24 protein-coding genes are annotated in these 26,120 nt (G+C 62.1%); 11 read left to right on the forward strand and 13 right to left on the reverse strand.

Features of this window, described 5'->3' with window-relative positions:
* Nucleotides 1-6 precede the first annotated feature (6 nt).
* The gene (locus EEB12_RS14850) at nt 7-1,758 is read right to left on the reverse strand and encodes an oleate hydratase (RefSeq protein ID WP_306294060.1); all 1,752 of its coding nucleotides are present in this window, start codon (nt 1,756-1,758) and stop codon (nt 7-9) included.
* 22 nt (nt 1,759-1,780) lie between these two features.
* A complete protein-coding gene (locus tag EEB12_RS14855) occupies nt 1,781-2,707 on the reverse strand; it encodes a TetR family transcriptional regulator (protein ID WP_029254130.1) in 927 nt (308 codons plus the stop codon).
* A gap of 115 nt (nt 2,708-2,822) precedes the next feature.
* Between EEB12_RS14855 and EEB12_RS14860 the strand changes: the two genes are divergently transcribed.
* From EEB12_RS14860 to EEB12_RS14870, 3 genes are all read left to right on the forward strand, one after another.
* Nucleotides 2,823-3,776, forward strand: coding sequence for a cyclase family protein (locus EEB12_RS14860; RefSeq protein WP_070384747.1), 954 nt, complete (start codon nt 2,823-2,825; stop codon nt 3,774-3,776).
* The gene (locus tag EEB12_RS14865; protein WP_070384746.1) at nt 3,773-5,422 is read left to right on the forward strand and encodes a class I adenylate-forming enzyme family protein; all 1,650 of its coding nucleotides are present in this window, start codon (nt 3,773-3,775) and stop codon (nt 5,420-5,422) included. Before EEB12_RS14860 ends, EEB12_RS14865 begins: the two co-directional genes overlap by 4 nt.
* 378 nt (nt 5,423-5,800) lie before the next feature.
* Nucleotides 5,801-7,249, forward strand: a complete 1,449-nt coding sequence (locus EEB12_RS14870; RefSeq protein ID WP_141488022.1) for a histidine-type phosphatase — start codon at nt 5,801-5,803, stop codon at nt 7,247-7,249.
* Here EEB12_RS14870 and EEB12_RS14875 read toward each other — a convergent pair.
* The gene (locus EEB12_RS14875) at nt 7,195-7,578 is read right to left on the reverse strand and encodes a helix-turn-helix domain-containing protein (RefSeq protein WP_141488023.1); all 384 of its coding nucleotides are present in this window, start codon (nt 7,576-7,578) and stop codon (nt 7,195-7,197) included. The genes EEB12_RS14870 and EEB12_RS14875 overlap by 55 nt on opposite strands.
* A 154-nt stretch (nt 7,579-7,732) precedes the next feature.
* A complete protein-coding gene (locus EEB12_RS14880) occupies nt 7,733-8,191 on the reverse strand; it encodes a hypothetical protein (protein ID WP_019746277.1) in 459 nt (152 codons plus the stop codon).
* Nucleotides 8,192-8,361: 170 nt separating this feature from the next.
* Between EEB12_RS14880 and EEB12_RS14885 the strand changes: the two genes are divergently transcribed.
* Entirely contained in the window at nt 8,362-9,258 is an 897-nt protein-coding gene (locus EEB12_RS14885; protein WP_141488024.1) for an oxygenase MpaB family protein, read from the forward strand.
* A gap of 182 nt (nt 9,259-9,440) precedes the next feature.
* On the opposite strand, the gene EEB12_RS14890 is transcribed toward EEB12_RS14885, so the two are convergent.
* Nucleotides 9,441-9,905, reverse strand: a complete 465-nt coding sequence (locus tag EEB12_RS14890; RefSeq protein ID WP_141488025.1) for a GNAT family N-acetyltransferase — start codon at nt 9,903-9,905, stop codon at nt 9,441-9,443.
* 150 nt (nt 9,906-10,055) lie between these two features.
* Between EEB12_RS14890 and EEB12_RS14895 the strand changes: the two genes are divergently transcribed.
* Nucleotides 10,056-10,631, forward strand: a complete 576-nt coding sequence (locus EEB12_RS14895) for a hypothetical protein (protein ID WP_047889517.1) — start codon at nt 10,056-10,058, stop codon at nt 10,629-10,631.
* A 10-nt stretch (nt 10,632-10,641) separates the two neighbouring features.
* On the opposite strand, the gene EEB12_RS14900 is transcribed toward EEB12_RS14895, so the two are convergent.
* The 3 genes from EEB12_RS14900 to EEB12_RS14910 are packed head-to-tail and all read right to left on the reverse strand — an operon-like array spanning nt 10,642 to nt 13,982.
* A complete protein-coding gene (locus EEB12_RS14900; RefSeq protein ID WP_141488026.1) occupies nt 10,642-11,577 on the reverse strand; it encodes a tyrosine-protein phosphatase in 936 nt (311 codons plus the stop codon).
* Nucleotides 11,578-11,628: 51 nt separating this feature from the next.
* Nucleotides 11,629-12,792, reverse strand: coding sequence for a hypothetical protein (locus EEB12_RS14905; RefSeq protein WP_134998631.1), 1,164 nt, complete (start codon nt 12,790-12,792; stop codon nt 11,629-11,631).
* On the reverse strand, nt 12,789-13,982 hold the full coding sequence (locus tag EEB12_RS14910; protein ID WP_141488027.1) for a phosphotransferase family protein: 1,194 nt from the start codon (nt 13,980-13,982) through the stop codon (nt 12,789-12,791). The genes EEB12_RS14905 and EEB12_RS14910 overlap by 4 nt, the downstream gene beginning before the upstream one ends.
* Nucleotides 13,983-14,106: 124 nt before the next feature.
* Between EEB12_RS14910 and EEB12_RS14915 the strand changes: the two genes are divergently transcribed.
* Both EEB12_RS14915 and rraA read left to right on the forward strand, forming a co-directional pair.
* Nucleotides 14,107-14,730 (forward strand): TetR/AcrR family transcriptional regulator, encoded by a 624-nt coding sequence (locus tag EEB12_RS14915; protein ID WP_020968028.1) that lies wholly within the window; start codon nt 14,107-14,109, stop codon nt 14,728-14,730.
* 30 nt (nt 14,731-14,760) lie between these two features.
* Complete coding sequence (rraA, locus tag EEB12_RS14920; RefSeq protein ID WP_003943552.1) at nt 14,761-15,237, forward strand: ribonuclease E activity regulator RraA; 477 nt, start codon at nt 14,761-14,763, stop codon at nt 15,235-15,237.
* A gap of 15 nt (nt 15,238-15,252) precedes the next feature.
* Here rraA and EEB12_RS14925 read toward each other — a convergent pair whose 3' ends face one another.
* The gene (locus EEB12_RS14925; RefSeq protein WP_003943569.1) at nt 15,253-15,480 is read right to left on the reverse strand and encodes an RNA-binding S4 domain-containing protein; all 228 of its coding nucleotides are present in this window, start codon (nt 15,478-15,480) and stop codon (nt 15,253-15,255) included.
* A gap of 88 nt (nt 15,481-15,568) precedes the next feature.
* Between EEB12_RS14925 and lysX the strand changes: the two genes are divergently transcribed.
* From lysX to EEB12_RS14945, 4 genes are all read left to right on the forward strand, one after another.
* Complete coding sequence (gene lysX / locus EEB12_RS14930) at nt 15,569-18,925, forward strand: bifunctional lysylphosphatidylglycerol synthetase/lysine--tRNA ligase LysX (RefSeq protein ID WP_019746266.1); 3,357 nt, start codon at nt 15,569-15,571, stop codon at nt 18,923-18,925.
* A gap of 13 nt (nt 18,926-18,938) precedes the next feature.
* A complete protein-coding gene (locus EEB12_RS14935) occupies nt 18,939-19,829 on the forward strand; it encodes an alpha/beta fold hydrolase (RefSeq protein WP_092765205.1) in 891 nt (296 codons plus the stop codon).
* A 78-nt stretch (nt 19,830-19,907) separates the two neighbouring features.
* A complete protein-coding gene (locus EEB12_RS14940) occupies nt 19,908-21,317 on the forward strand; it encodes a GGDEF domain-containing protein (protein WP_141488028.1) in 1,410 nt (469 codons plus the stop codon).
* A 5-nt stretch (nt 21,318-21,322) separates the two neighbouring features.
* Nucleotides 21,323-21,922, forward strand: coding sequence for a histidine phosphatase family protein (locus EEB12_RS14945; RefSeq protein WP_141488029.1), 600 nt, complete (start codon nt 21,323-21,325; stop codon nt 21,920-21,922).
* Here EEB12_RS14945 and EEB12_RS14950 read toward each other — a convergent pair whose 3' ends face one another.
* Genes EEB12_RS14950 through EEB12_RS14965 form a run of 4 tightly spaced genes read right to left on the reverse strand, consistent with a single transcriptional unit; the run spans nt 21,923 to nt 26,049 of the window.
* Entirely contained in the window at nt 21,923-22,912 is a 990-nt protein-coding gene (locus EEB12_RS14950; protein ID WP_141488030.1) for an ABC transporter ATP-binding protein, read from the reverse strand.
* A complete protein-coding gene (locus tag EEB12_RS14955; protein WP_141488031.1) occupies nt 22,912-24,009 on the reverse strand; it encodes an ABC transporter ATP-binding protein in 1,098 nt (365 codons plus the stop codon). Before EEB12_RS14955 ends, EEB12_RS14950 begins: the two co-directional genes overlap by 1 nt.
* Nucleotides 24,006-25,100: an ABC transporter permease gene (locus EEB12_RS14960; RefSeq protein ID WP_020968023.1), complete on the reverse strand. Its 1,095-nt coding sequence runs from the start codon at nt 25,098-25,100 to the stop codon at nt 24,006-24,008. Before EEB12_RS14960 ends, EEB12_RS14955 begins: the two co-directional genes overlap by 4 nt.
* A complete protein-coding gene (locus EEB12_RS14965; RefSeq protein ID WP_141488032.1) occupies nt 25,093-26,049 on the reverse strand; it encodes an ABC transporter permease in 957 nt (318 codons plus the stop codon). Before EEB12_RS14965 ends, EEB12_RS14960 begins: the two co-directional genes overlap by 8 nt.
* Between the last annotated feature and the right edge of the window lie 71 nt (nt 26,050-26,120).

Below are 26,120 nucleotides of genomic sequence, written 5' to 3' on the forward strand. Positions count from 1 at the left end.
CACCCCTCAGCGGAACATCGTCACTGCGGCCTTGGCGAGGACCTTCGGATCCTTCTCGTAGTGATGCATCTTGGTGAGCTTGTCTTCCGGAATCCCCAGGAACTTGTAGACGGCCACCTGAGCGCAGCGCACCGAGTACTGCTCGGTGAACACCATGTCGAACGGCAACTCCGCGAACTGACTGATGAAGGCCAGGTTCTTGGAGTGCTTCGGCACCACCAGCGGCCGGTCGCCGACGGCTCGCCGATTGAACAGCGCACTGGCGTAAGGCATGTGGCTGGGAATCGAATTCACGACGCTGTCCATAATCTCTTGTCGGCGCGCGGCGAGCGCACCGCTCTCGTCGAGTGCCTCGAGATGCCCGAGAGTCTCTTCCAGCATTTCCCGGCCGGTCATCTCGATGAACGGCTTCTTCACGTAGTCGCCGTCCTTGCGCGGGAACAAACAGTAACCCCAGAAGACTCCTTCGTTCTCCTTCTGCGCGTGGTAGTGCGGCTGATGGTGAACCACGATCGACAGAAGCACGTTCGAGTCCACGAACGTGTTGAGTGCATTTCCGGGGAGCTGCTTGGTGATTCGGGAAATCTCGTTGATGAGCTCGTGTGACGAAGTGGTGACGGTGAAGCTGGTCCACTCACTCTGCGCCCGGTCCCCGAAGAACTTGTCGGGATTCCCGAGATCGTAGAAATGCTCGGTGGCCTGCTTCCACAGCAGCGCACTCGGTGCGTATCTCATGTCTTCGACGATCGGGGTGTCGAGATCGCCGATCGACGAACTGTCGGTGATGCTGCCGTTGGTGTCGAAGACGAAATCGCCTTCCGCCACGTCGATTCGGCCCTTCTCGCCGGTGCGGACGTTCTCGTAATCGAGTCCCGTCACGATGATCTCGTCTCGAAGCGGGGTGTCCTTGAACACGAACTCCGTGATCTTCAGTTCGTTGACGAACTTCACGCCCTTACCTTCGAGGAAGGTCCGCATCGGCAAGATGATGCTCTCGTACTGGTTGTACGGGGACCTGGTGACACCCGCAAGCGTCTGAATGCGGCTGAACTCGAGAATCATTCGGTTCATGTACCGGCGAAGCTCCATCGCCGAACTCACCCGCTTGAAAGCGAAAGTGGTCTCCCACATGTACCAGAAGTTGGTGGTGAAGAAGTGCGGAGTGTCCTCGAACCACTGCTCGATGCTGATGTCGTCGAGTTTTGCCTCGTCCGACTCCGGCATCGTCATCAGCTTCGTCAACAAGTACCGGTCCTTGTTGTCGAATTGCATGTGCTTGTAATCGTTCTCGCCCTTGTTGCGAATACCGTCTCGGTCGATCAACCGTGCGACGTCATGCGTGGGGTGCGCGTGGTCGAAGTCGAGAATGTCATCCGTCACCGACTTTCCCGGGTTGTCCAGCGACGGAACCGCACTCAATATGTCCCAGAGGTTCTCGTAGGTTTCCTCGTTGAGCATGCGGCCGCCGCGGTTGATGAAACCCGCGTCGTTACCGAGTTCGCGATGGCCGTACTGGTGCTGAAACGTAGCGGCGGATTCGCCGTCGTTCGCTCCGTGCATGTCCAGGCCCATGATGGTGATGTCCTCACCGTTCCACTCACCGTCTCGAATCAGATAGACGGCAGCCGAGAGGTTTCCGATGCCGGCACCGATCATGTAGGCCTTGTGAGACAGATTGGAAGACATTGGGTTTCGTTCCTTACTCGAGTCGCGGTACGGATACCTTCCAAGCATGGACCCGTTTGCCCGCAGGCGCATCACCCGAACCGGATGACGTCCGTCACGGTCGCTGAAGGCGCACCAGATCGAGCGCAAAACGCACGTAGTCACGTGCAATTTCCTCGGGCGTTTGCGGCCCACTCGGCCGATACCATTGCGCGACAGAGACACACATCACGACAATCGCACGCGCGGCCTGTCGCGGCCGATCCGTCTCGAACACACCGGCGGCGATTCCGTCGTCCACTTGCTTCGTCATCAACCATTGCTGGTAGTTGCGTGATTCCGTGATGCGCAACCTGTTTTCGGCTGTGAGACTGCGCATTTCGCTGGCGCCGAGGAATCCTTGATCACGCCGATAGATATGGAACAAGGTCACACATTCGACAAGGAAAGCCAATCTTTCGTCGGGACTTTCGCCCTCTTCGATAGCCGCCAACGATCTCGTGTTCAGTTCAGCCATGGTGAGGTCGAGAATTTCGGCCAACATCTGTTGCTTACTGGAATAGTGGTGATACAGACCCGGAACACTCATCTGCGCACGTTTGGCGATTTCACGCATCGCAGCGCCGTGATATCCGGTCTTCACCATCTCCGCGAGCGCGGCAGCCAACACCGGATCGAACGAACTCGGACCGAACCTTCGCCACTCGTTCGGGCGAAAATGTGCGTCCGGGTCGGCGTCGTCGCCTCCCCATCGCGGCTGTTCCGGCGGACGCACTATCGCAGCCGGGAGCAGAGCGTCGAAACGCACTCCGAGAATCCCGCCGATTGCCGCCAACCTGTCGACGCTGACTCTGGTCTTTCCGGTCTCGACAGCGCTGAGTGTCGCCGGGCTGACATCGAGACGCCTGGCCAATTCACGCAGCGAGAGCCCGCTGTGACGCCGCGCTTGCCGGATCGACGCCCCGATCAGGACAGCATTCTCAAATTCGGTCACAGTGTTCAGTATTGCCGAACATAGGATTTCCAACAATGCGATGACCACGGAAATCTATGAACGTGTTGACTACTAGTTATCGGCCTGAACATGATGTGGATCACAAAGACCCAGCTCCGCCCGAGCGATCGTTCGGTGTCGGTAGCGAGAGGATCGAATCACCATGACCGAGGCGCCATATCTTGGAGAACTCCTGCGCGACGCACCCAGCAACTGGGGCAAGTGGGGAGAGTCCGACGAGGTCGGTTCACTGAACTACCTCGACGCCGGACAGGTGCTTCGTGGCGTCGGAACCATCAAGCAGGGTTCCGTGTTCACACTCCAACGTCTTATCGGCGATCCCAAGGGGGATCCGGTCTGGCCGGGACGGAGCCCCGCCGAGCGCACACAGATCTTCGACGAGAGCAGCTGGGACGGCGACGACGCCCCCAACTTCCCCGGTGGCCTGCATTACGCGGACGACAAGATCGACGCGTTCCTGCAGGGCTCGACGCAGTACGACGCACTCGGCCACGTCTGGTACGACGGCGCCCTGTGGAACGGATACTCGGCTGATACCACTGTCGGCGGCCTGGAGAAGGCCAGCGTCGAACCGATTGCCGACCGCGGCGTCGTCGGACGCGCAGTACTTCTCGACATGGCGAAGTTCCGCGGCAAGGACAACCTCGACAAGGCCGAAACCTTCACGCACCATGATCTTTTGGCCTGTGCCGAAGCGCAGGGCGTCACCATCGAGAAGCGTGACATTCTCGTCATCCGCACCAACTTCCTCAAGCTGTTCTTCGACCAGGGCGAAGCCTTCTACGAGGGCTTCTGCGAGCCCGGCTTGATCTACAGCCCCGAACTCGTCCAGTGGTTCCAGGACATGGAGATTCCGAACCTCGTCACCGACACCATTGCAAACGAGGTCACCACCGACCCCGAAAACGGTGTGGCACTGGTTCTCCACAACGCATTGATGCGCAATCTCGGTGTGGTGTTCACCGAGATCTGCGATCTGGAGAAGCTGGCCGCGGACTGCGCGTCCGACGGCCAGTACACGTTCTTGTACGTCGCCGCACCGCTCAAGGTTGCCAAGGCCAGCGGCTCTCCCGTGAATCCGGTTGCCATCAAATGACATACGAGGATCGCCCTTGGTTGGCGTTGTACCGCAACGACGTTCCCCCCGACATCGACGTCGAACAGCCCACAATGCTCGAAATGTTGGCAGCGGCGGTCCGCTCTGATCCGGACGCCACGGCTGTGAAGTACTTCGACGGTCAACTCAGTTTCGCTGAACTGGATCAGCAGAGTGACGCCCTGGCCCGCGCACTACGAGCAGGTGGTCTGGCGAAGGGAGACCGTGTTGCACTCTTCCTGCAGAACGTTCCGCAATTCGTGCTCGCCCTCGCCGGAATCTGGAAAGCCGGCGGCGTCGCAGTCTCAATCAATCCGATGAGCCGTGAACGAGAACTGGGATACCAACTCGAAGATTCCGGAGCAGCGGTTCTGATCGCTCTCGAGGGGCTCTACGAGTCCGTCGGCCGCAACGTCGTCTCCGACTCGCCGGTCAGGCGTGTCATCACCACCTCGGAACTCGAGTACCAAAGCCGCAACGATCCGAGGATTTTCGACGGAATCGTGAAGAAGGACCTCGGTACCGACGATCTCGCGACGCTGATCGACCAGCATCGTCTCGGCGATCCGATCACTACCGACGCTGCACCGGAAGACATTGCGGTACTGACCTATACGTCGGGAACCACAGGTCCGCCGAAGGGAGCGATGACCTCTCACGCGAACATGACCTTCAACGCCCAGGTCTACCGTGACTGGCTGGGGCTCACCCCGAAAGACACGGTTCTCGGCGTAGCACCGCTCTTCCACATCACGGGGTTGATCGGTCACATCGCGGTGTCCGTCCTGGCGAGAATGCCGCTGGTGCTGGCCTATCGCTTCCAGCCCGAGGTGATGCTCGACGCGATTCGTGAGCACCGCCCGACATTCACAGTCGGCGCCATCACTGCGTTCACCGCACTGCTCAACACTCCGGGTTGCGCGCCCGAAGACTTCACCTCCATGCGGTTGCTGTATTCCGGCGGCGCACCCATCTCGCCGACAGCCGCCGAGGCAGTCCGCGCCATGACCGGTGCTGCGCTGCACAACATCTACGGGCTGACCGAGACCACGTCGCCCACTCACGCCGTTCCCGTCGGGGCAGATACCCCCGTCGACCCCACGTCCGGGGCACTGTCCGTCGGCGTTCCAGTACCCAACACCGTGGTCCGCATCGAAGACGAGGGCGGTGCGGTCCTGCCGATCGGAGAGATCGGCGAATTGGTCGTCCGTGGTCCACAGGTGGTGCGCGGTTACTGGAACAAGCCGGAGGAGAGTGCGTCGGCCATTCGCGACGGGTGGTTCCACACCGGCGACGTCGGTTTCATGGACGAAGCCGGCTGGTTCTACGTCGTAGACCGTAAGAAGGACATGATCATCGCGTCCGGCTACAAGGTGTGGCCACGCGAGGTCGAGGACGTTCTTGCCGAGCACCCCGCAGTCCGTGAGGCAGCAGTCGTCGGGATCGCCGACGAATACCGCGGTGAGACGGTGAAGGCGTTTGTCAGCCTCGTCGCGGGGGCGTCCGTCACCCCGGAAGATCTGATCGATCACTGCAAGCAGCGGATGGCGGCGTACAAGTACCCACGCTCCGTGGTGCTGGTGGAGGAACTGCCCAAGACCGTCACGGGCAAGATCTTGCGACGGGAGCTGCGCACGACCTCCTGATCACAGGGCAGCGGGCGGACTTCACGGTCCGCCTGCTGTCTGATCGCGCACAGTTTTAGGTCGACCACGCAATCGGGGTAATGGAACAGTAATATGTGCTGAGTACCCACGGACAAACGGGAGACATCAGTGAGCAAGTTCGGACGTAAGAAGCAGCCCACGCCCAAGAGCTACCAGTGGCTGGCCATGACCCTCATCGCGTTGTCGCTCTCCGTGTCGATCGGGATTGCCGCCAAACCCTCCTGAGCTCCGCGAATCCGAAACTTGTAACCCCGCGTCCATCTGCACATGGGCAAATAGGTGCAATTCGGACGCTTAGCTGTTCTAACTTTCCTTCCGTCGTGTCACCTCGGCACCGACGGAGAGGATCAACTCACCATGCGAAGCTCACGCTTCGGCGTGCTGGCCGCTGCCGGCGCTGTCGGACTCGTGCTTGTCACCAGCAGCGTTCAGTCCATCGCCACGGCGTCACCGTTCGGTTCGCTCGACGCCGGTTCGAGTTCCGGTTCGACAGAGATACCGACCGTCAGCGACGGCGGCTTCACGTCCAAGACGCCCTACACTCCCGGCCAGCGCATCGCCGACTATCAGGCGCCGCCGACCGGATATATCCCGGTGTACACGGAAAGCGTTGCGCGCCATGGCTCCAGAGCACTGTCGAGCCTGAAGTACGACGACCTGAGCCTGCAGCTGTGGGAAATCGCCGAAGCCGAGAACGCATTGACTCCCGTCGGCAAGGAGTTCGGCCCGGCGCTTCGTGATCTCATGGCCGCCAACAAGAAGCTGGGGTACGGCAACCTCAGCGGACTCGGGGTGGCCGAACATCGGCAGCTCGGAGCGCGCGTCACCGAGCGCCTCCCGCAATTGTTCGACGCCATCGCAGCGCAACAGGGCACCATCACTTTGACTTCGTCGGGCGTCGACCGTGCCGTGGACAGCGCCGAGAACTTCGCTCAGGGCCTGACCGGTGCGTTTCCGGCCGTCGCCGGCGATGTTGCGCCGGTGACCACGGATGCCGACCTTCTCTACTTCCACGACTCGGATGCAAACGCCGACTACAAGGACTACGAAGAGTCCGATCCTCGACTGAAAGCCGTCGACGACCAGATCGCCGATCTTCCCCGCACCCGCGAGGTCTCGCGGCACATGATGCTCAGGCTCTACTCGGAGGACTTCGTGAACCGGCTGAGTGCGGGCGAGTTCTCACTCGTCGACCGCGGTAAGGGTTCCAGCACGATCGACAACGAGGTCGACGCCGCGTACATGCTGTACAACACGTACATCATCACTCCGGGCATGGCCGAAGAAGGCAAGTGGAATTTCGAGCGGTTCATCGACTCCGACGACGCTCAGTGGCTCGCGTACACGAACGACGCCGAGGACTTCTACGCCAAGGGTCCTGGCTTCACCGGTGAAGACGTCACCTACCGGATGGCAACCGTCCTGCGCCACGAGTTCCTGCGCGGGTTGCAGGAACACACCGGCGACGCCGCCGTGCCGGGAGCGGACTTCCGATTTGCACACGCAGAAACGATCATCCCCTTCGCTGCGCTCCTGAAACTGCCGGGAAGCACCGTCTCGCAGGCCGAGGGTGATCTCTACACCTACGCGAACAACCCCTGGCGCGGAGCGAATGTCAGCCCGATGGCCGCCAACGTGCAGTGGGACGTCTACGCCGGACCGGACGGTGAGCGGCTGGTCCGAATGCTCTACAACGAGCGTGAGACAGCATTTGCTGCCCCGTGCGCTCCGGTGAGCGCCGGGAGTTTCTTCTACACGCCGGACGAACTCGCCCGCTGCCTACCGGAGATTTCACCGGCGGCCTGAGGGCCGACAACTCGGGATCCAGCCAGCGGTCGACGAGGGCGCGCCCATGCCTGGTGCAACGCCAGCATGCGCGCCTTCTCGTCGTCTTCCATCAACAAGGCGTCGCAGATACGTACGATGACCGGAGCCGAAACACCAACGGACGTACCCTGTTCCAGCCGCTGATAGTGATTGAAACTGATGTCGGCTATCTGCGCGACATCACGCCGACTGAGGCCGTGCATGCGGCGAGCACCCTCGCAGCGCATGCCGACCTTTTCGGGCGCAAGACTGTTTCGTTTTTCGACGAGCATCTGGCTCATCAACTGACGCGCGCTCGACCCGTTCACGTCGCCACCTTTTCCATCCCTGAAATATGCTTTCAACTAACACGTTTCAGAATATGGGATGGGACGGACACGGCGGTATCTCCGAGATGACAGATAATCACGCGATACCGCCAACCCTGTGCCCGTTCAGGCTGTGACGATCAGGGGCCGAAGATCAGGCTATAAACCTGCCGATCGTCGGATTCGACTGGCAGATGGGACTACTGCCCCAATTGATCGAACCGAACGCCGTCGCAACGACATTGCCGACGCCGGTGTTCACCGTCGCAGAGAGATACGGGTACGCCCCTACCAGGTCGACGATTCCGGACTTACCCGTGTCGGTGTTGACCCACGCAACGGTCACCTGACCCGCCGCCGGAATGGGCGCGGCTGCCGGGAACGAATCGAAGCGAATATCGCCCTTGGCGATGGGCGGATTGGACTCTGGTCCGGACTGGCCGGTGAGCCCGGTCAACGAGGCCAGTGACCCCTGATTCGGGCACCCGATGGTGACGGCTGCGCCGCCGAAAGGGTGGGGCGGATCAGCCGAGGCGACTCCGGCGAACATGACGCTCGCGGCAATCGGTAATCCGATGGCCGCAAAAACCCCGGCCGTGCGTGTGACGCTCATAGCTGCTCCTCGGGTCGACAACACTTTCCGGATACCCCTGGTACAACGCCCGAAACGATGGAAAGTCGACTATTCACACCCCTAGACAACGCGTGTTGTCAGAACTACAGTCGGTGGTGCAGCTCACACCTACCTCTGCAGCGCGCAGACCAGTCCCAGGGAGTGTTCAGATGAAGCGCTACGACCTCCGCAGTCGCACGGATCGACTCGATCCCGAAACCGATTACGAAGAGATGTCGCGCATTCTCGCGGCGCAAGAGTTTCCCTGGGACATCAATCAGGCGCTCAGCTTCGCCCTTTTTCGCACGTACGCGGTCCCTTCCATCGGCAAGCTCCTCTTCTCGACGGGCGAGTTCACCGACAAGGTTCAAAAGCGCTACGACGACACCAGCCTGATCCTCGATGCCATCCTCGAGCACGGCCTCAGCAGTACGGAAGGCCGCAAGAGCGTGCGTCGAATGAATCAGATGCACGGTTCTTACGACATCTCCAACGACAACATGCTCTACGTTCTGGCCACCTTTGTCGTCACGCCGGTCAGATGGCTCGACGAGTACGGCTGGCGGAAGATGACCGACAACGAGATCGTCGGGTCGACGAACTATTACCGCCACCTGGGTCGGTACATGAACATCAAGGACACTCCTGACACCTACGAGGGGTTCGTCAAACTTCTCGACGACTATGAGCGCGAACACTTTTCATTCGACTCCGGAGCGCGGGCCGTCGCTGATTCCACCCTCGACCTGATGTGCACCTTCCCGCCCAACAACCTGGCGCCGAAGGCTCTGGTCAAGGGATTCGCGTTCGCCCTCATGGACGACCACCTACTCGACGCCTTCCACTACAAGCACCCGAGCACCGCGATGCGCGTCGTCTCGCGCGGTGCGCTGAAGGTCCGTGCGCGTCTGCTGCGCTTCTTCCCGGTGCGCACGAAGCGGAAATTCGCCCGCGAGCTGCCCAACATCCGCAGCTACCCGAACGGTTACAAGGTCGAAGACCTCGGCACCTTCCCCACGGGATGCCCGGTCAAGCACCTGCAGGCAGACCAGCAGGCCCAAGCGTAGGTGCGTTGGGATACATCAGATTCACGGACGAGTTTGTCTGCGGGACGTTCAGGAGGCGATGGTCATGATTCCGATACCGCCGTACGGACTCGGTGACAGTTGGAAGATCTGGACTCCCTGGCTGGTTCCCATCGTGGAGTGGTGGAACTCCTGGCACCCTGCGCTGGGCTGATCCGTATTTCTCATGCCGGCGCTTGGGAGGAGTCGCGACCAGTACGACGCAGGGTGATCAATTCATGGTTTGTCTCGGCGTCGTGTCGGCGCCCCTCTTCTTCGAAGTCCATCAGCGCATAGAACCTGCGGGCGCGATCGTTGAGGGTGTACACCTCGAGCGTTACCTCGCCGTGCATGGTTGCGGCGTGTTCGACCAACGCCCGACCGACGCCCAACCCTTGCGACGCCGGCGCGACGAACAGTCCCCCGATCTCGGAGCCGATCATTCCCAACAGGCCAACAACTTCGGAGTTGTGCTCAGCCACCCAATTGTCGGCCTGAATCAGATAGACCTCTCGCATCTTCTGCTCCCGTTCGCCCGTTCCCTCACCCGTAAGGAACGGATGGGCTTCACGGGCAGCGCGCGACCACAGGTCGACGACCACATCCTCATCCGAGGGTAGGTAGCGGCGAATGATCAGATCCTGGTTCACAATCCGACCATACCCTCCGGCATCAGAGAGATAGCCGGCGCTGAAAGTGACCAATTCTCGGTTCAACGCACGACGGCCTCGACGTAAACCAGTGGCAACAATTCCATTCGTTGCCACCCCACAATTACTGCCTTGTGCAAGGGTGATCCGATGACTGACGGTGATCCGACAACTGAGCGTGGAAGTCCGGCATCCTGGTGGAAGGTGACAGCGATTGTCACCGCAGTACTTGTCGCTCTCACATGCGGCGTCATCGTGTGGTCCTTCATGCCGCCGGTTGTGTACTTTCCATTCTTTGCGCTCGCCGCCTCGGTATTACTCGGTTTGGGTGGAGTGTGGTTGATACTCAGCCTGATTGGTTGGATGAAGTACAAAACGCTCCGGTTGAGCACGATCGCGCCGGTGATAGTCCTCGTCACCGGCGCGCTCGTGACCTTGTCCGTCCCTTCTCGTGTTGCGTTTGCATTGTCGAAAGATTCGCTCGAAGCAGTGGCCGCGGATTGCCAGAAGTCGTTGGACAACCAAACAATTGGCGTCTACCGGGTCCTGCAGGTCTGGCCCGTCGGCAACGGGTGCCGCTTCCACATCGAGGGCGGTCTGATCGATTCGATCGGATTGGCGTACTTACCCGACGGCGCACCATATCTCGGCAAGCCCCGCCGCGACGGCGAGATCGGATACCAGGAGTTCGACGGCGACTGGTACTCGTTCGTTCAAGCGTTTTAGCGGCGCGCAACTAGTCGACGAGCCTGGCCTTCAGAAGTGCGATCGTGTCCGCAGTGAGTCCGAGACCTTCGGTGAGATAACCGTCGACGGTTCCGTAATCGCTGGCTATCTGCGCGAGTCCAGCTTCCAGGTACGACGCATCGACACCGAGGGCCGGCTCGAGATTGGTCGCTACCTGCGGGCTCAGAGCCTGAGAGATCTGCGCAAGGATCTTCTCGTTGGTCGCCTGAAGGTAGGTGTTGCTCAACAGATAGTCGTCCATGATCGTCTGGGCGGGGACACCCGCGATGGACTGCAACAACATCGCGGTCCAACCCGTGCGGTCCTTGCCTGAAGTGCAATGGAACAACTGCACCCCGTCACCAGCAGCGATGTCCGAGAGAACCTGCTTGAAGCCGGCGCGGCGCACAGGGTCGGTGACAAAACTGCGGTTGGTGTCGACCAAGAACTGCTTGGCCTCTTCCGGCGACTTGATCGTTGTGGCGAGCTGAGTGAGATCCTTGAACTCGATGGGGATGTTCGTGTACGTCACACCGTCCGGGAGCTTGTCCGCGCCACCGATGAACGGGTTGGAGATCTCGGTTGAACCGCGGAGGTCATAGGCGTCGGCAAGTCCGAGGCCGGTGAGCGTCGCCTTGTCTGCATCGCTGGTCGCGGTCAGCGCATTGGACCGGTAGATGACGCCGCGCTTGAGGTGCGAGCCGTCGACGGTGGCGTATCCCCTACCGTCATTGCCGGCGACGTCGCGAAAGTTGGCCACGGAGGCCAAGTTCGGTGTCGGCGCGAGCACAGGATCGAGCGAGCCGAGATCGACCGATCCCGTGTTGAGAGAGCCCAAGTCGAGCGGGATGGCCGTGGCGGGAGCGGCAAACAACAGGCCTCCGGTGACAACAAGTGCGGCGGCCTTCGCAGTGCGAGCGAACAACATTCGTGAGCGTGTGGACATGTGGCAGTGTCTCTCTCTGTGGTTTGGGATTTGCGGTTTGGTGAGCTGGAGTTACGGTGCGACGTCACCGATTCCGGTGAACCCGTATCGCTGATGGGGTCCGATGACTGCTACCTCGAACAGTCCTGTCCCGGTGCGAGTTACGCCGTCTTCTACAAGGGTGAACCGGGCCAAATTATCGACCGGGCACAGCATCTTCTTCCACGGTTCGATGTCCGAAACCTTCTCTCGCAGGCCCTGAACCACCAGTTCTCCCTGCCACATCCCGTGGCGCCAATCCTGCTCGAGTCCGTAGCCCGTACCGACACCGATGTAGTTGGGCAGAATCGGTTCGCAGGTTATCTCCAGGATGTGGTCGGATTCGCCTGGTGCACCGGGACGCCGGAAGTACAGAGTTCCGCTCTTCACTTCGCGGGTGCCGGAAATGAAGGTGAGCTGGTGGTCCGGTCGACCCAACCACTCCGGCTCGCGCGAACGATCCGCCCAGACGCGTGTCGCATCCTCCAGAATTCGGCGTCCCTGCTGATCCTCTTGAACGACCGTGACGACGGTGAAGTCCCCGAATTGCATGATCGAGTAGATCCAGAAGAAGTTCTGACTACCGGCGATCGGCGGATCCGCCTTGCGTCCAGGAGGTTCCGCCTCGCCGACCGGTCGAACACCCCAGGATCGATCGCGATTACCCCGCCACGTCTCCGGGGTGACCGGGATGACGTCGCCGTCGACGGTCAGGGATCCGGACCATGTTCCGGTTTGCACGAATCGTTGCGTGTCGAAGGTGACTCGTTCGAGCTGGCGATGGAAATGTCTGGCCTCGAGATTGGCGGGGCCGTCGGACTCGAAGGTGAGGTCGAAGCTCAGGTCCGGCGCTTCGGGACTCGGGTCCAACACCACCCGCAGACGGTGCAGACCCTCGATGATCTCGATCCTCAACGGGCCTACTGACAGGTCCATACGATCGTCACCCAAGGCGCGGGATGCCCGGAAGACGATATGGTCGTCGCCGCGCCGAAGAACCGCAAAGCCGTCGCACACACCAAGATTGGGGTACTGACCGAGACCGATGATGAGAAACAGCGGCTCGCTGTCGCCGTCGACGCCAGCATGGCAGTTGAAGTAGTAGCGGTCGTAGAAGTTTCGATCCGAGGTGCCCACGTGGCGGATAGTCTCGGCGATCTGATGTACCGGGTAGTCGTCGAGCGGGGACAGTGTCATCGTGCATCTCCTGTAGCGAGCGATTCCCAATAGGTGCCGTCGAGCATGGCTTCGAGTGTCTTGTGGTGCAGGATCATCTCGTCCGGGTTGTCGGGGAGTTCGGCCTGACCGAAAGCCACTGCGCGACTTTGGACTCGGAACATGATCACCGCATGCCGCAGCGCGGCGTACACGATGTAGAAATCTAGATCCGCAACCTGGTGGCCGGAAAGCGAGCCGTAGGCCTCTGCCACGGCCTCGCGACGAAGGAAGTCCGGCATTCCGGGGAGGCCGGCCATGGCAGCGAGATCCTCGAAGAACCTGTGCTGGAAGATCATCCAGCCGAGGTCCAGCTCACGCGGCCCCAGTGTGGCCATCTCCCAGTCGAGGACCGCCGCTGGTTCGAAGTCGCGGTAGATGACATTTCCGATCCGCGAGTCACCCCAGCAGAGCACTGCGGAACCGGCATCGACGGGAAAGTTCGCTTCGATCCAGTCGAAGCCGCGCTCGATCAACGGAGATCCTGGTCCGTCGGCTGTTGCCCACTCGTAATAGCGTCGCTGGTCCTCGAGGTGCGCGCGAAGTGCTTCTGCCCCAGTCGGTTCGGTACCATCGCGGCACAACTCGGGGAGAGCCAGGTGTGGATCGGCCATAGTGTGCAACTCCGCCAGCACTCGGACCGAGGACTGCTGGAGCCGAGAACAGTCGTCCGCTGAAGCCTCCGAGAGCCAGGATCCGAACGTGTACGGCATGACGTCTGGCGGGATTTCGCCCTCGCGCCGTTCCATCACGAAGAACTCGCCGCCGAGCGCGTCCGGGTTGCTCTCGGACCAGTACACGCGCGGGATCGGCACCGACGTATGAGCTGCGACGGCGCTCATGACCCGAAACTGCTGGTCCAGGTTGTACGACGGGAAGATCGGCACCGCACTGTCTCGCGGAGCGATACGGGCGACCAGGCGATGCTCGGCTCGAATCCCGTCCTCGATCCACGTTGCATCGAACAGCACGGTCTCGTTGGACATGCCGTTCGCGGCGGGCACCTCGACCGAGGTCACGGAAGGTTTCGAGCCTCGCCACAGCACGCTCGCGAGCCAGCCTTCGAGGCTGCGTCGCATCTCTGCCGGGTCGTTGCGGGATTCGCCGGGCCTGGCGAATTCGGCGTAGTCGGGATCTCCGCCTGAGGTTTCTGTTTCGGTTCGAAGGTTCATCACCACTCCTCGTGGTTCGGTGGCGCCGATGCGCACGTGCCGATAGTCGATACAATATGTATCGACTAAAGCCGTGACAGAATGTAACGGCCATCACAGCGATACCGCAAGGGATTTGCCCAAAATGTCCAAAGATTCCGAAACTCAGCACCGCCTGGGCCCGCAGCGAAACCCTGCAATCGACGACGCAGTACTGGACGCGACCAGGCAACTGTTGGAGGAAAAGGGGTACGCCGGCACATCCATCGACGCCATCGCGACGCGCGCGGGAGTCGGGCGTCCAGCCATCTACCGTCGGTGGCCGTCGAAGGCACACATCGTCAACGACGCGATCTACCCCGTGCTCGACGTCGAACAAGGCGCGGACATCGACACCGAACTCGGCGCCGAGGGCACGATCGCGGATCAGATTCGCGCGCTTGTGCAGGGCGCGGTGGCACTGTTCGCCGCTCCCGCCACCCGGGCCGCGGCGCCCGGACTGATGAGCGAAGTGCGCACAAACGCGGAATTACGCGACGTTCTCGTGGTGCGGCAACTGGCCGGAGTCCGCGTCGAGCTGAACCGTCGACTGGAAGCGGCGAGGGAGCGCGGCGACATCCGAAGTGGCGTCGACGCCGACGCTCTCCTCGACATCATGGCGGGCGCGGCTATCTTCGCGCTGTCGGTTCGTGACGTCTCGGACCCGGGACCGTTTGCCGATTCTCTTGCCGACATAGTGCTGAACGGCATACTCCCCGACGACAACTAGGCCCGAACCCTGCCGACTATCCTGTGGGGCATGACCGAGCCTGTAGCGACCGCTGACCTTGCCGACGAGATCGGACCCGACATCCGTAGCTGCGACACGCAGTTCACCCAGTTCGGTGGACGTGAAGTGTTTGCCGGCCCCATCACGACCATCAAGTGCTTCCAGGACAACCTGCTCGTGAAGCAGACCCTCAGCGAACCGGGCAACGGTGGAGTCCTCGTCGTCGACGGTGACGCGAGCATCCACACCGCCCTGGTCGGCGACATCATCGCCGGCCGCGGCGTCGACAACGGCTGGGCCGGCGTCATCGTCAACGGAGCTGTCCGCGACTCGGCGATCCTGCGCACCCTCGACATCGGCGTCAAGGCACTGGGTACCAACCCGCGCAAGAGCACTCAGACTGGTTCGGGCGAGAAGAACGTGCCGATCGAAATCGGCGGCGTCACCTTCAACCCCGGCGAGATCGTCTACAGCGACCAGGACGGCGTCGTCGTTCGCGAAAGCTAGTCAGAAGTCGCGGGATCAGGCGGGGGCTTCCACTTTGGCGGCCATCCCGCCGATCTCGACGACATCGCCGTCACGAAGCTGGCGGCCCCGACGATCTTCGACCTCACCGTTGACCGAAACCATGCCGTCGGCGATCACTTCCTTGGCCTCCGCGCCCGATTCGATGAGGTTCGCGAGCTTGAGAAACTGACCGAGCCGAATCATTTCGTCGCGGATGGGTACTGCTGGAATGTTGTCGGTCATGTCAATCATCTTCCTCCTCCCACAAAACTGGACACGACAGACCACACTTAGCGTGAGGATCTGATCGACCGGTAGGAGAGGAAGCTCGATGGCACCATTGACCGAGGTATCGGACACCACTGCAGAGTTGGTGGAATCGCCACCCGAAAATCCGCGCCAGGCACGTCGATTCCGCAAAGGGCGGTTCAGCCAGGTTCCCCATATCTCGGGATTGATCCTCGGAGTCTTCTCCGTACTGGTGTTCCTGTGGAGCATCTCGCCGGTTCTGCGGCACATCCTCCGCGTCCCACGCGAATACATCGACAGCTACTACTTCGACGCACCGGATACGAGCCTGTCGTGGGCGCTCGTCGTCGCCCTGCTCGCCGCAGCCCTCGCGAGTCGCAAGCGCATCGCCTGGTGGCTGCTGACGATCTACCTCGCGCTGATCACACTCACCAACATCGCCTCCACGATCGTCGACAAGAACCCGAACAACGCCGTCGCCGCTGTCGTTTTGCTTGTCGTGATCGGAATCCTCATCGCCGCGAGGCCCGAGTTCTACACACGCGTACGACGCGGCGCCGGTTGGAAAGCGCTCGGCGTACTGATCGGCGGCATGGCTGTCGCGACCGTGATCGGTTGGGGCCTTGTCGAACTCTTCCCGGGCGACCTGCCGCAGAACCAGCGATTCCTCTGGGCCCTGAACCGCGTCACCGCTGCGGCTTCGGTCGACAACGAGGTGTTCGACGGCCATCCACGCGTCTTCGTCAACACGGTCCTCGGTCTCCTCGGCGCCATCGCACTACTCGCCGCAGTTATGACGCTCTTCCGCGCGCAACGCTCCAACAACGCCCTCACCGGCAACGACGAGTCCGCGATCCGCGGGTTGATCCAGAACTTCGGCGCCGACGACTCCCTCGCTTACTTCGCCACCCGCCGCGACAAGGCCGTCATCTTCGCGCCGAGCGGCAAGGCCGCGATCACCTACCGCGTCGAAATCGGCGTCTGCCTCGCCAGTGGTGATCCCATCGGCGATCCCGAAGCGTGGCCGCACGCCATCGAAGCGTGGCAGGACCTGGCCTCGCAGTACGGCTGGGCGACAGCCGTCATGGGCGCCAGCGAAACCGGGGCGACGGCGTACAAGAAGGCAGGCTTGAGCGTCCTGCAACTCGGCGACGAAGCGATCCTGCGCACCCGCGAGTTCAACCTCAACGGACGCGACATGCGCCCGGTACGCCAGGCCGTCACCCGCGTCAGGCGCCACGGCGTCACCGTGCGGATGCGACGCCATCGCGACATCCCGCCCGAGGACATGGCGGCCGTCATCATCCGCGCGGACGACTGGCGTGACACCGACACCGAGCGCGGCTTCTCCATGGCACTCGGCCGACTGGGCGATCACCTCGACGGCGACTGCCTCCTCGTCGAAGCCGTCATGGGCGAAGGCACGGAGGACGAAAGCGTCGTCGGCATGCTTTCGCTCGTGCCGTGGGGACCGAACGGCGTTTCGCTCGATCTGATGCGTCGCAAGCCGACGGCACCCAACGGAGTCGTCGAACTGATGGTCTCGGAGTTGGCCACACGTTCCGACGAGATCGGCGTCGTGCGGGTCTCGCTCAACTTCGCCGTCTTCCGCTCGGTGTTCGAGGAAGGTTCGCGCATCGGCGCCGGGCCGATCCTCCGTATCTGGCGCTCGGTGCTCGTCTTCTTCTCCCGCTGGTGGCAGCTCGAAGCGCTGTACCGCTCCAACGTGAAGTACCAGCCGGATTGGGAGCCGCGCTTCCTCTGCTTCGAGGACAACCGTGAGCTGCCGCGCGTCGGATTCGCGTCGGCCATCGCCGAAGGCTTTGTGGTTCTGCCCAGTTTCGGACGCAAGTCGAGCCAGGTCGTCAAGCACACCGGAACACATGCGGCGGTGCCGGCAGCTCTGGTGACTTCCGAAGGGCTGCACGCCGACGGCAGTCCGCCGGACTCGGCGCCGTCGTTCACCACCAACGGTCCGCGTCGACCCGAGCAGGTTCGGGTGCGCATGAACAAGCTCGCGCAACTCGCCGACGAAGGGATCGCCGCCTACCCCGTCGCCTATCCGCCGACGCATACGATTGCCGCCGCAGCGAAGTCGCCGGAGGGCACCCGCGTACGCATCGCGGGACGCCTGCTGAGGGTTCGCGACTACGGCGGAGTCGTGTTCACGGACGTGCGCGACTGGTCCGGCGACATCCAGGTTCTGGTCGACCAGGACAACGTCGGCCGGGAGAAGTTGGCGGAGTTCGCTGCCGAGTTCGATCTCGGTGACCTGATCGAAGTGAGTGGAACCATCGGGCGTAGCCGCAAGGGCGAGCTGTCGCTCATCGCCGTCGAGTGGCGCATGAACGGCAAGTGCCTGCACCCGCTGCCGGACAAGTGGAAGGGCCTCTCGGATCCCGAGACCCGAGTCCGCCAGCGGTACCTCGACATCGCCCTCAACCCGAAGGCCCGCGAACTGCTCGAGGCTCGAAGCGCCGTCGTGAAGTCTCTGCGCGATTCACTCGGTGGTCGCGGATACCTCGAAGTCGAGACCCCGATCCTGCAGCAGGTGCACGGCGGCGCGAACGCCGCTCCGTTCCTGACACACATCAACGCGTACAACCTCGACCTCTATCTCCGCATCGCACCCGAGCTGTACCTGAAGCGGTTGTGCGTCGCGGGTATGGAGAAGGTGTTCGAGATCGGCCGCGTGTTCCGTAACGAGGGCGTCGACTTCAAACACAATCCCGAATTCACGATCCTCGAGGCCTACGAGGCGCACAGCGACTACGAGGGCATGATGCGGATGTGCCGCGAGCTAATCCAGGCGGCGGCCGTCGCAGCGTTCGGGCGCGAAATCATCATGCGACCCGGCCCGGACGGCGAATTGGTCGAGGTCGACATCTCCGGCGAGTGGCCGGTGAAGACGATGCACGGCGCCGTCGCCGAAAAGCTTGGTGTCGACGTCTCCCCCGAGACGAGTCTCGAAGACCTGCAGAAGCTGTGCGACGCCAACGAGATCCCGTACCAGTCCAGCTGGGATACCGGCGCCATCGCGCAGGAGATGTACGAGCACCTGGTCGAGGACTACACGGAGTTCCCCACGTTCTACACGAACTTCCCCACCTCGATGTCGCCGCTCACCCGGCCGCATCGCAGCATCCCCGGCGTTGCCGAGAAGTGGGACCTCGTCGCATGGGGTGTCGAACTGGGAACCGCGTACAGCGAGTTGACCGACCCCGTGGATCAGCGCAACCGGCTCACCGAGCAGTCGATGCTTGCGGCCGGCGGTGATCCAGAAGCAATGGAATTGGACGAGGACTTCCTTCAAGCCCTCGAACACGCGATGCCGCCGACGGGTGGTCTCGGGATGGGCGTCGACCGAATCGTCATGCTGATCACGGGTGGCAGCATCCGCGAGACGCTGGCCTTCCCCCTCGCGAAACCGCGTCAGTAGTCCGGATTCTCACGTGCCGGAATTGTTCCACGTGAAACCACCGGGCGAGATCTTGCAGGTCGGCGAGAGCCGACTGCATGTTCTTGCCGAGGGCGACGGCCCCGTCGTCGTCCTGTGCGGCGGACTGGCGGGCAACTGGTTCGACTGGGATGACTGCGCGCGTCATCTCCAGTCGGACCACACCGTCGTCCGCTTCGATCGCCCGGGCTTCGGACTCAGCGAGCCGTCTTCCGACGTGCCGACCGTCCGCGGCGAAGCTCAGCGGATCCGCGACGTGCTCGACACTCTGGGACTGACTGGTCCGGCCGTCGTCGTCGGCCACTCCATCGCCGGCTTCTACGCCGAAGGCTTCGCGCGACTGTTCCCCGATCGGGTGGCGGGGATGCTGCTCCTCGATTCCAGTGCCGAGAAAGAACCGAAACGTCTTTTCCCCCGTGACCTGCTGCTCATCGCCTCCCGGGCCGCCGCGGCTTCGTTCAGCACCACCGGGCTCCAACGACTCCTCGGCACCACGACGCGCAAGATCCTCAACCAGTCCGTGCCGCCGAGCGGGTCGTCCGAAGCCACCCTCGAATGGGTCAGGAAGATCTACCGCGAACCTCATTATCTGGAGGCGGCGATGATCGAATACGTCGCGTACACCGATATGGCGCTGGAGCTCACCGCTTTACGACGCTCGAGCAAGCACCCACTGCCCGACATCGACCTCAGCGTCGTCGCTGCACACACTGGCCACACCACTCCCTGGTCCATCGCCTGGATGGCAAAGCAGCAGAAACTCGCCACCTACCTCGGCGGGAGTTTTCACGTCCTGCGCCCGGCGCATCACCACGCGATGATCGATCAGCCCGAGGAGTTGGCGAACTTGATTCGGCGCCTCACGCAGCCGAACCCTCGGGAATGACACTTCAACGTACAACTCGGACAGTAGCCGGATCATTGCTAGGCTCGGACAGCTTCTGCTTTCTACGACAGGCTGGCCATGGATCGTTCGACAACCCGGGTGCGCTCGTCGCTGATCTTCGTCGCCATACTCGTTGTCGCACTCGCCGGCATCGCCGCCCGTCCGCCCGGGTTTCTGTCGACCTTCTGGCCCGCCAACGCGATCCTTCTGGGCATTCTCCTTCGTAACCCACGCTCGTTTGCGCCGATCGGACTCGCTGTCGGCGGCGCCGCGCTGCTGACGGCGGATCTTGCGACCGGAAGCCCCGTGCAGAGGGCCTTCGAACTGAATGCGATCAATCTGGTCGGCGTCACGACAGGATTGATCGCCGCGAACTTGCTCGGCTGTTTTCCGCGGCGGATCTCCGAGACGAAGTACACGACCAGAATCTTCGTCGTCTCGGTTCTGGCGTCGTTCACGGCTGGGTCCGCCAGCGCGCTGCGCACTCAACTCCACGAAGGAAGCGGTGCGGGAACGGAATTGGTGGGTTGGTTCTTCGCCGACCTGTGCACCTATCTGATCGTGCTGCCCATCCTTCTTTCCGCACCTCCGTTCGACCACGTCCGTCGTACGTTCGGGCCGTCCGTGCGGCAGAATCTGCGACTTCGACGGGTCGCCCAGATCCTTCTGCCGCTGGCAGCCCTCCTCGCCTGCCTCCCGCTGGCCCTCGAAGTGCAGGGAGCCCTCGCATTGCTGCTTCCGATGCCGGCACTCTTGTGGTGCGCGATGCGCGTCTCGCTGTTCAGCACTTCGCTCCTCGCGGCTGGGTGGAGCGCGTGGGCGCTGATCATGGCGGGCCAGGGGCAGTTGGCCCTGGCCGATCCGGTTCATCTGCTCAGCGAAGGTGTGACCACCAGAATCTCCGTCATCTTGATGGCGCTCTCCCCCATCGCCGTAGCCGTCGCCACGGGCGCACAACGACGCGCTGAACGTGAACTCCAACGCATCGCCGAATGCGACGCCCTGACCGGAACGCTGAGCCGACATGCGTTCTGGACCCAGTCGCAGGAACTCCTCGACACCCAACACACAGCGCGAAAATCGATCGCCGTCATGATGCTCGATCTCGACCACTTCAAATCGATCAACGACAACCTCGGCCACCTCACCGGAGATTCGGTCCTCGAACAATTCGGAAACACCCTCCTCGCCACTACCGAAGGACTGGGACTGTCCGGTCGACTTGGCGGTGAGGAATTTGCCGTCGCCGCGGCCGACTGCACATTCGAGGAAGCAATTGCCCTGGCAGAACGCATCAGACAGAGGCAGGAGGCGCACTCCCGATCCATCCGCGGCTTCGCCGGAACGGTCAGTATCGGAGTCGCCTGGGTAGATCAGGCCATGGCCGAGATGGACGCTCTGCTCGACATCGCCGACACCGCCATGTACCAGGCGAAACGCGAAGGCCGAAACCTCGTGGTGGCCGTCGATCTGTACATGGCAAGGTGACGTGGGTGCAACTACTCCTGATCCGACACGCGCTCCCCGAACTCGCCGAGGTCACCGAAGGCTTCGCCGATCCCTCACTGACCGACGCCGGTCGCGTGCAGGCACTTCGGCTGCCTGCGGCATTGGCCCCCTACCGGATCACTGGGCTCTTCAGTAGCCCGCAGAAGCGCGCACTCGAGACCGCGGACCCGGTAGCGCAGGCATTGGATCTTCCGGTCAACCAGCTCGAGGGTCTGGCGGAGTACGACTACGAGCAGCCCCACTACATCCCGATGCACGAGGTCTTGGAACGCGCACCGGAAACGTATGCGCGTATCAAGGCCGGATGGCTACCCGAGTCGGTGGACGGCGACACTTTTCGTGCGCGAGTCCTCGGTGCGATCGACGACGTCGTAGCCGCAACCGACAACAACGCCACCGTGGCGATCTTCTGCCACGGCGGCGTCATCAATATCGTTCTGCAGGAACTACTCGGGCTGGAGCGTCCGTTGACCTTCCCGATCGAGTACGTGTCCGTCACGCGAATTCTTGTTTCCCGGGACGGAAGCCGCAGGGTCGGGTCGATCAACGAAACCGGTCACGTACGCAACATGCTTCGCGTGTAGTCACACGTTGTGGCACGCCACCTGATGACCGCCCTGGACGAGACGAAGTTCGGGAACTTCCTCGGCGCAGAGATCCGTGGCCAGCGGGCACCGAGTACGGAACCGGCAGCCGCTGGGCGGATTGAGCGGCGACGGCAGTTCGATGACCTTCTGCTCGACGTTCTGCGCTGCGGTGACGGTGGCATCAGGATCGGGAATCGACGACAGCAGTAGCTGCGTGTACGGGTGCAGCGCGCGGTTCTGCATGTCTTCTGCGGGAACGATTTCGCAGACGCGGCCCAAGTACATGATCATCACGCGGTCACTGATGTTCTTGACGACGGCCATGTTGTGCGCGATGAACAGCAAAGACAGCCCGTGACGCTTCTTCGCATCCTCGAGCAGGTTCAGAATCTGCGCCTGCACGGAGACGTCGAGGCTCGAGACCGGCTCGTCACAGATCAGGACCTTGGGGTCGAGCATCAATGCACGGGCGATGCACACACGCTGGCACTGTCCGCCCGAGAGTTCGCGCGGGGTTCGGTCCCACACCATGTCCGCGTCCAACCCGACCTCGGCAAGAACCTCGCGTGCCCGAGCTTCGATGGCGGCCTTGTCTTTTCCGCCCCAGATCGACGGACCCTCGGTGATGAGAGCCTTGACCTTGCGACGAGGGTTCAGGGAGGAGATCGGGTCCTGGAAGATCATCTGCAACTGAGTGCGACTGCGACGCAGTTCTTCCGCGCCCAGTGCCGTCATTTCCGTCTCTCCGAGGCGAATGGAGCCCGACGTCGGTGAGGGCAACTGCATGATCGCCCGGCCCGCTGTGGACTTGCCACAGCCGGATTCACCGACAACGCCCAATGTTTCACCCGGAGCGACGGTGAAGCTGATCCCGGACACGGCATGAACGGTCTGCCCCTTGCCGACGTTGAATTCGACAACCAGGTCCTCGACCGTCAGGGCCGCGTCCACCGTCTCGGGCTTTCTGGTTTCGGTTGCTGCAGTCATCAGACCATCTCCTTCACCGCGAGCGTCAGGCCCGCTGCGGTAGTGCCGCCCTTCTCGTTGGCGACCAATGCCGTTGTGCCTTCAGGGGTGTCGACCGGGTAGTGGCACGCGAACGTGTGACTTTCGGTTGTGTTGTCTCCCAGACCACCGGGAGCCAGAGCCGGTTCGCCGGTCAGGCAGTCGTCCTGGGCGTACCGGCAGCGAGCGGCGAAGCGGCAGCCGGTGATCGGCTTCGTCATGTCCGGCAGTCCACCCGGAATTGTCTGCAGCACTGTGTGCGTCGGCGATTCGAGTCGCGGAATCGCGGCCATCAGCGCTTCGGTGTACGGGTGGCGTGGACGAGTGAACAACTCTTCGGTGGCCGACGTTTCCACGACGGACCCGGCGTACATGACGGCGACGCGATCCGATCGTCCCGAGACCACACCGAGGTCGTGGCTGATCAGGATGACGGCCATGTTGAGCTTGTCGTTGAGCGAGGCGAGCAGGTCGAGGATCTGCTTCTGCACGGTCACGTCGAGAGCTGTGGTCGGCTCGTCCGCGATCAGCAGTTTCGGCTCGCAGGCCAGGGCCATCGCGATGACCACACGCTGACGCATACCGCCCGAAAGTTCGTGGGGGTACTGATCGAGCCGACGCTTGGGCTCGGGGATACCCACCATCGACAGGAGTTCCGCAGCGCGATCGCGGGCCGCGTCCTTCTTCAGACCCAGGTGGAACTTCAAGGATTCGGTGATGTGGGTACCGATGCGCTTGAACGGATTGAGCGAGGTCATCGGATCCTGGAAGACCATGGCGATCTCGGGTCCCCAGAAGTGCTTCATCTCCGACTTCTTCATGGTCGACATGTCGCGGCCGGCAAACGTCACCGTCCCGCTGATGTCCAGAGCCGGACCCTTCTGCAGCAGACCCATGATGGTGCGTCCGAGAACCGACTTGCCGGAACCGGATTCACCCACGATACCGAGAGTTTCACCGGCGGAAACGTGGATCGAGACACCGTCGACTGCTCGCAACTGGCCACGCGGAGTGGCGAATACGGTCCTGATGTTGTCCGCCTGCAGTAGCGGAACGCCGTTCTGAACTGAAGTGGTCACAGCTTACTCCGATACTTCTCGCCGATGAGGTTGAAGGAGAACACCGTCAGGAAGAGGAAGACGCCGGGAACCAGAACGATGAACGGATGCTTCTCCACGATCCCGCCCTGGCCTTCCGCAATCATGTTGCCCCAGGTCGGATCAGGTTGTGCGATACCGAGTCCGAGGAAGCTGAGTGATGCTTCCGCGACAATCAGGCCGGAGACGGCCACCAGGCCGAGCGCGGCGACCGGAACGAGGACGTTGGGAACCAACTCGCGCCAGATGACGCGCCATTTGGTGGCGCCCATGGCCCGCGCGGCAAGCACGAACTCCCGTTGGGCGACGACGATGGTGTTGGCCCTGGCGATTCGAACCATGCTGGGAATGCAGAGAATCGAGAGTGCGAGGGTGATGTTGCGCAGGTTCGACGTGAGCACCGCGGCCAGTGCGATCAACAGCACCAGAGAAGGAATGGCCAGCAGCGAGTTGGTCAGGATTCCGACGACTGCGTCGACCTTGCCGCGGAAGTAACCGGCCATGACGCCGATGGTGCCGCCGATGATCATGCCGATCAGTACGGCGCAGATGGCCACGGTCAAGGATGCCCTGGCACCGAACAAAGCGCGGGCAAGCAGGTCGAGACCGAAGTTGTTGGTACCCAACGGGTGATCGGAGAGCAAGCTCGGCGAGGCGAAGCCCGGCTCGGCCAAGGTCTTGACCGTGTCCTTGTACTCACCGAGCGGCAGCAGCGGTGCGAAGATCGCGGCCAGGATCAGCGCGGCCAGCCAGATGCATGCCAACCAGTACGAGAGATCGAACTGACTGCCCCACTTGGACGTACCGAGCTTGCCGAGACCCTTGAAGAGGAAAACCAGGGCAACGAGCGCGAGCACGATGCGGACGGTCATCATGATGGCCGAACCGAAGAGTGCGGTGCCGAGCAGCGCAACGCCGATCACCGTGAGAATCGATCCGATCAGGACCAGATTCTTGGGCTGTTCCAACGTCTCGACGGGACCGGGAGCCAGCAGGACTGTCTGCTGCCGGTATGTCATCACCTCGGACGGGGCCGGCGACGGGGCCGCTCCGTCTGGCGTCACTTCAGACATGGACACGACGACTCCTCGGGTCAAGATAGGTGTACAGAACATCGATCGCACTGTTGACGAGGACGTAGATGACCGCGATCACGACCACCGCGCCAAGCAGCATCGGCGAATCACCTTGCTGCGCTGCGCGGACGATGAGCGTGCCCATTCCGGGCAACGAGAACAGCGTCTCGACGATCACGGTGCTGCCGATCATGCCGCCGAGAGCCAGACCCATCATCGTGATGAGCGAGAACGACGACGGTCGGAGCGCGTCACTGAAAAGCACTCGCAGCGTGGGCATTCCCTTCGCCTTCGAAGCGAGGATGTAATCCTCACGGAGCGTCGTCACCAGATCGGATCGGAGAACGCGAGTGAACATCGCCATCTCGAGGAGGCTGATGGTGATAGCCGGGAGTATTGCGTGTGAGAGGTTTCCGGAGAGGCTGTCCCCGATGCGCACCCACTGTGATCGCGGGAACCAGCCGAGCCAATTGACGGTGACCATGATCAGCAACAGACCGGCGAGGAAGCTCGGGACGGAAAGAACACCGAACGTCGCGGCGCTGATGACGCGGTCGATGACGCCGCCTTCGTGGTGCGCCGACCAGAGTGCGAGCGGCACGGCGACGACGAGTGCGATGACCAGACCCATCACGGCCAACTGAACGCTGACGGGCAGTGCCGAGCCGATCGAAGTCAGAACGTCCTGCTGCGGGGGAACAAGCGAATTACCGAGGTCGCCCTGGAGAGCGCTGGTCAGCCAGTCCCAATAGCGAACCAGGAGTGGATCGTTGAGCCCGAGCTGCTGCCGAACTTCCTCGTACTCGGCGGGCGTTCGGCCTTCACCTAGAACGGAGACAGCAGGATCGCCGGGGATCAGTGATGCCAGCACGAAGGTTCCGAAGCTGACGATCAGGATCACAATGACGAGCTGGCCCAATTTCTTACCTATTGCGCCGATGTTCATCGATTTCGTCTCCTTCGGACAGCGAGCTCGCAATACACAGCAGTTCCTCTGATTTCAGGTCTTGGTTCAAG

Origin of the sequence: Rhodococcus sp. WS1, from assembly GCF_003797745.1 — a bacterium.
Classification (GTDB): Bacteria; Actinomycetota; Actinomycetes; order Mycobacteriales; family Mycobacteriaceae; genus Rhodococcus_F; species Rhodococcus_F erythropolis.

Coding starts and splice junctions, on each gene's coding strand:
- EEB12_RS14870 (WP_141488022.1), top strand. CDS start 5,801: ATGCGAAGCTCACGCTTCGGCGTGCTGGCCGCTGCCGGCGCTGTCGGA.
- EEB12_RS14900 (WP_141488026.1), bottom strand. CDS start 11,577: ATGTCCACACGCTCACGAATGTTGTTCGCTCGCACTGCGAAGGCCGCC.
- EEB12_RS14850 (WP_306294060.1), bottom strand. CDS start 1,758: ATGCGCCTGCGGGCAAACGGGTCCATGCTTGGAAGGTATCCGTACCGC.
- EEB12_RS14950 (WP_141488030.1), bottom strand. CDS start 22,912: ATGACTGCAGCAACCGAAACCAGAAAGCCCGAGACGGTGGACGCGGCC.
- EEB12_RS14940 (WP_141488028.1), top strand. CDS start 19,908: ATGGATCGTTCGACAACCCGGGTGCGCTCGTCGCTGATCTTCGTCGCC.
- EEB12_RS14895 (WP_047889517.1), top strand. CDS start 10,056: ATGACTGACGGTGATCCGACAACTGAGCGTGGAAGTCCGGCATCCTGG.
- EEB12_RS14965 (WP_141488032.1), bottom strand. CDS start 26,049: ATGAACATCGGCGCAATAGGTAAGAAATTGGGCCAGCTCGTCATTGTG.
- EEB12_RS14880 (WP_019746277.1), bottom strand. CDS start 8,191: ATGAGCGTCACACGCACGGCCGGGGTTTTTGCGGCCATCGGATTACCG.
- lysX (WP_019746266.1), top strand. CDS start 15,569: ATGGCACCATTGACCGAGGTATCGGACACCACTGCAGAGTTGGTGGAA.
- EEB12_RS14910 (WP_141488027.1), bottom strand. CDS start 13,982: ATGAACCTTCGAACCGAAACAGAAACCTCAGGCGGAGATCCCGACTAC.
- EEB12_RS14865 (WP_070384746.1), top strand. CDS start 3,773: ATGACATACGAGGATCGCCCTTGGTTGGCGTTGTACCGCAACGACGTT.
- EEB12_RS14915 (WP_020968028.1), top strand. CDS start 14,107: ATGTCCAAAGATTCCGAAACTCAGCACCGCCTGGGCCCGCAGCGAAAC.
- rraA (WP_003943552.1), top strand. CDS start 14,761: ATGACCGAGCCTGTAGCGACCGCTGACCTTGCCGACGAGATCGGACCC.
- EEB12_RS14960 (WP_020968023.1), bottom strand. CDS start 25,100: ATGTCTGAAGTGACGCCAGACGGAGCGGCCCCGTCGCCGGCCCCGTCC.
- EEB12_RS14925 (WP_003943569.1), bottom strand. CDS start 15,480: ATGACCGACAACATTCCAGCAGTACCCATCCGCGACGAAATGATTCGG.
- EEB12_RS14905 (WP_134998631.1), bottom strand. CDS start 12,792: ATGACACTGTCCCCGCTCGACGACTACCCGGTACATCAGATCGCCGAG.
- EEB12_RS14885 (WP_141488024.1), top strand. CDS start 8,362: ATGAAGCGCTACGACCTCCGCAGTCGCACGGATCGACTCGATCCCGAA.
- EEB12_RS14860 (WP_070384747.1), top strand. CDS start 2,823: ATGACCGAGGCGCCATATCTTGGAGAACTCCTGCGCGACGCACCCAGC.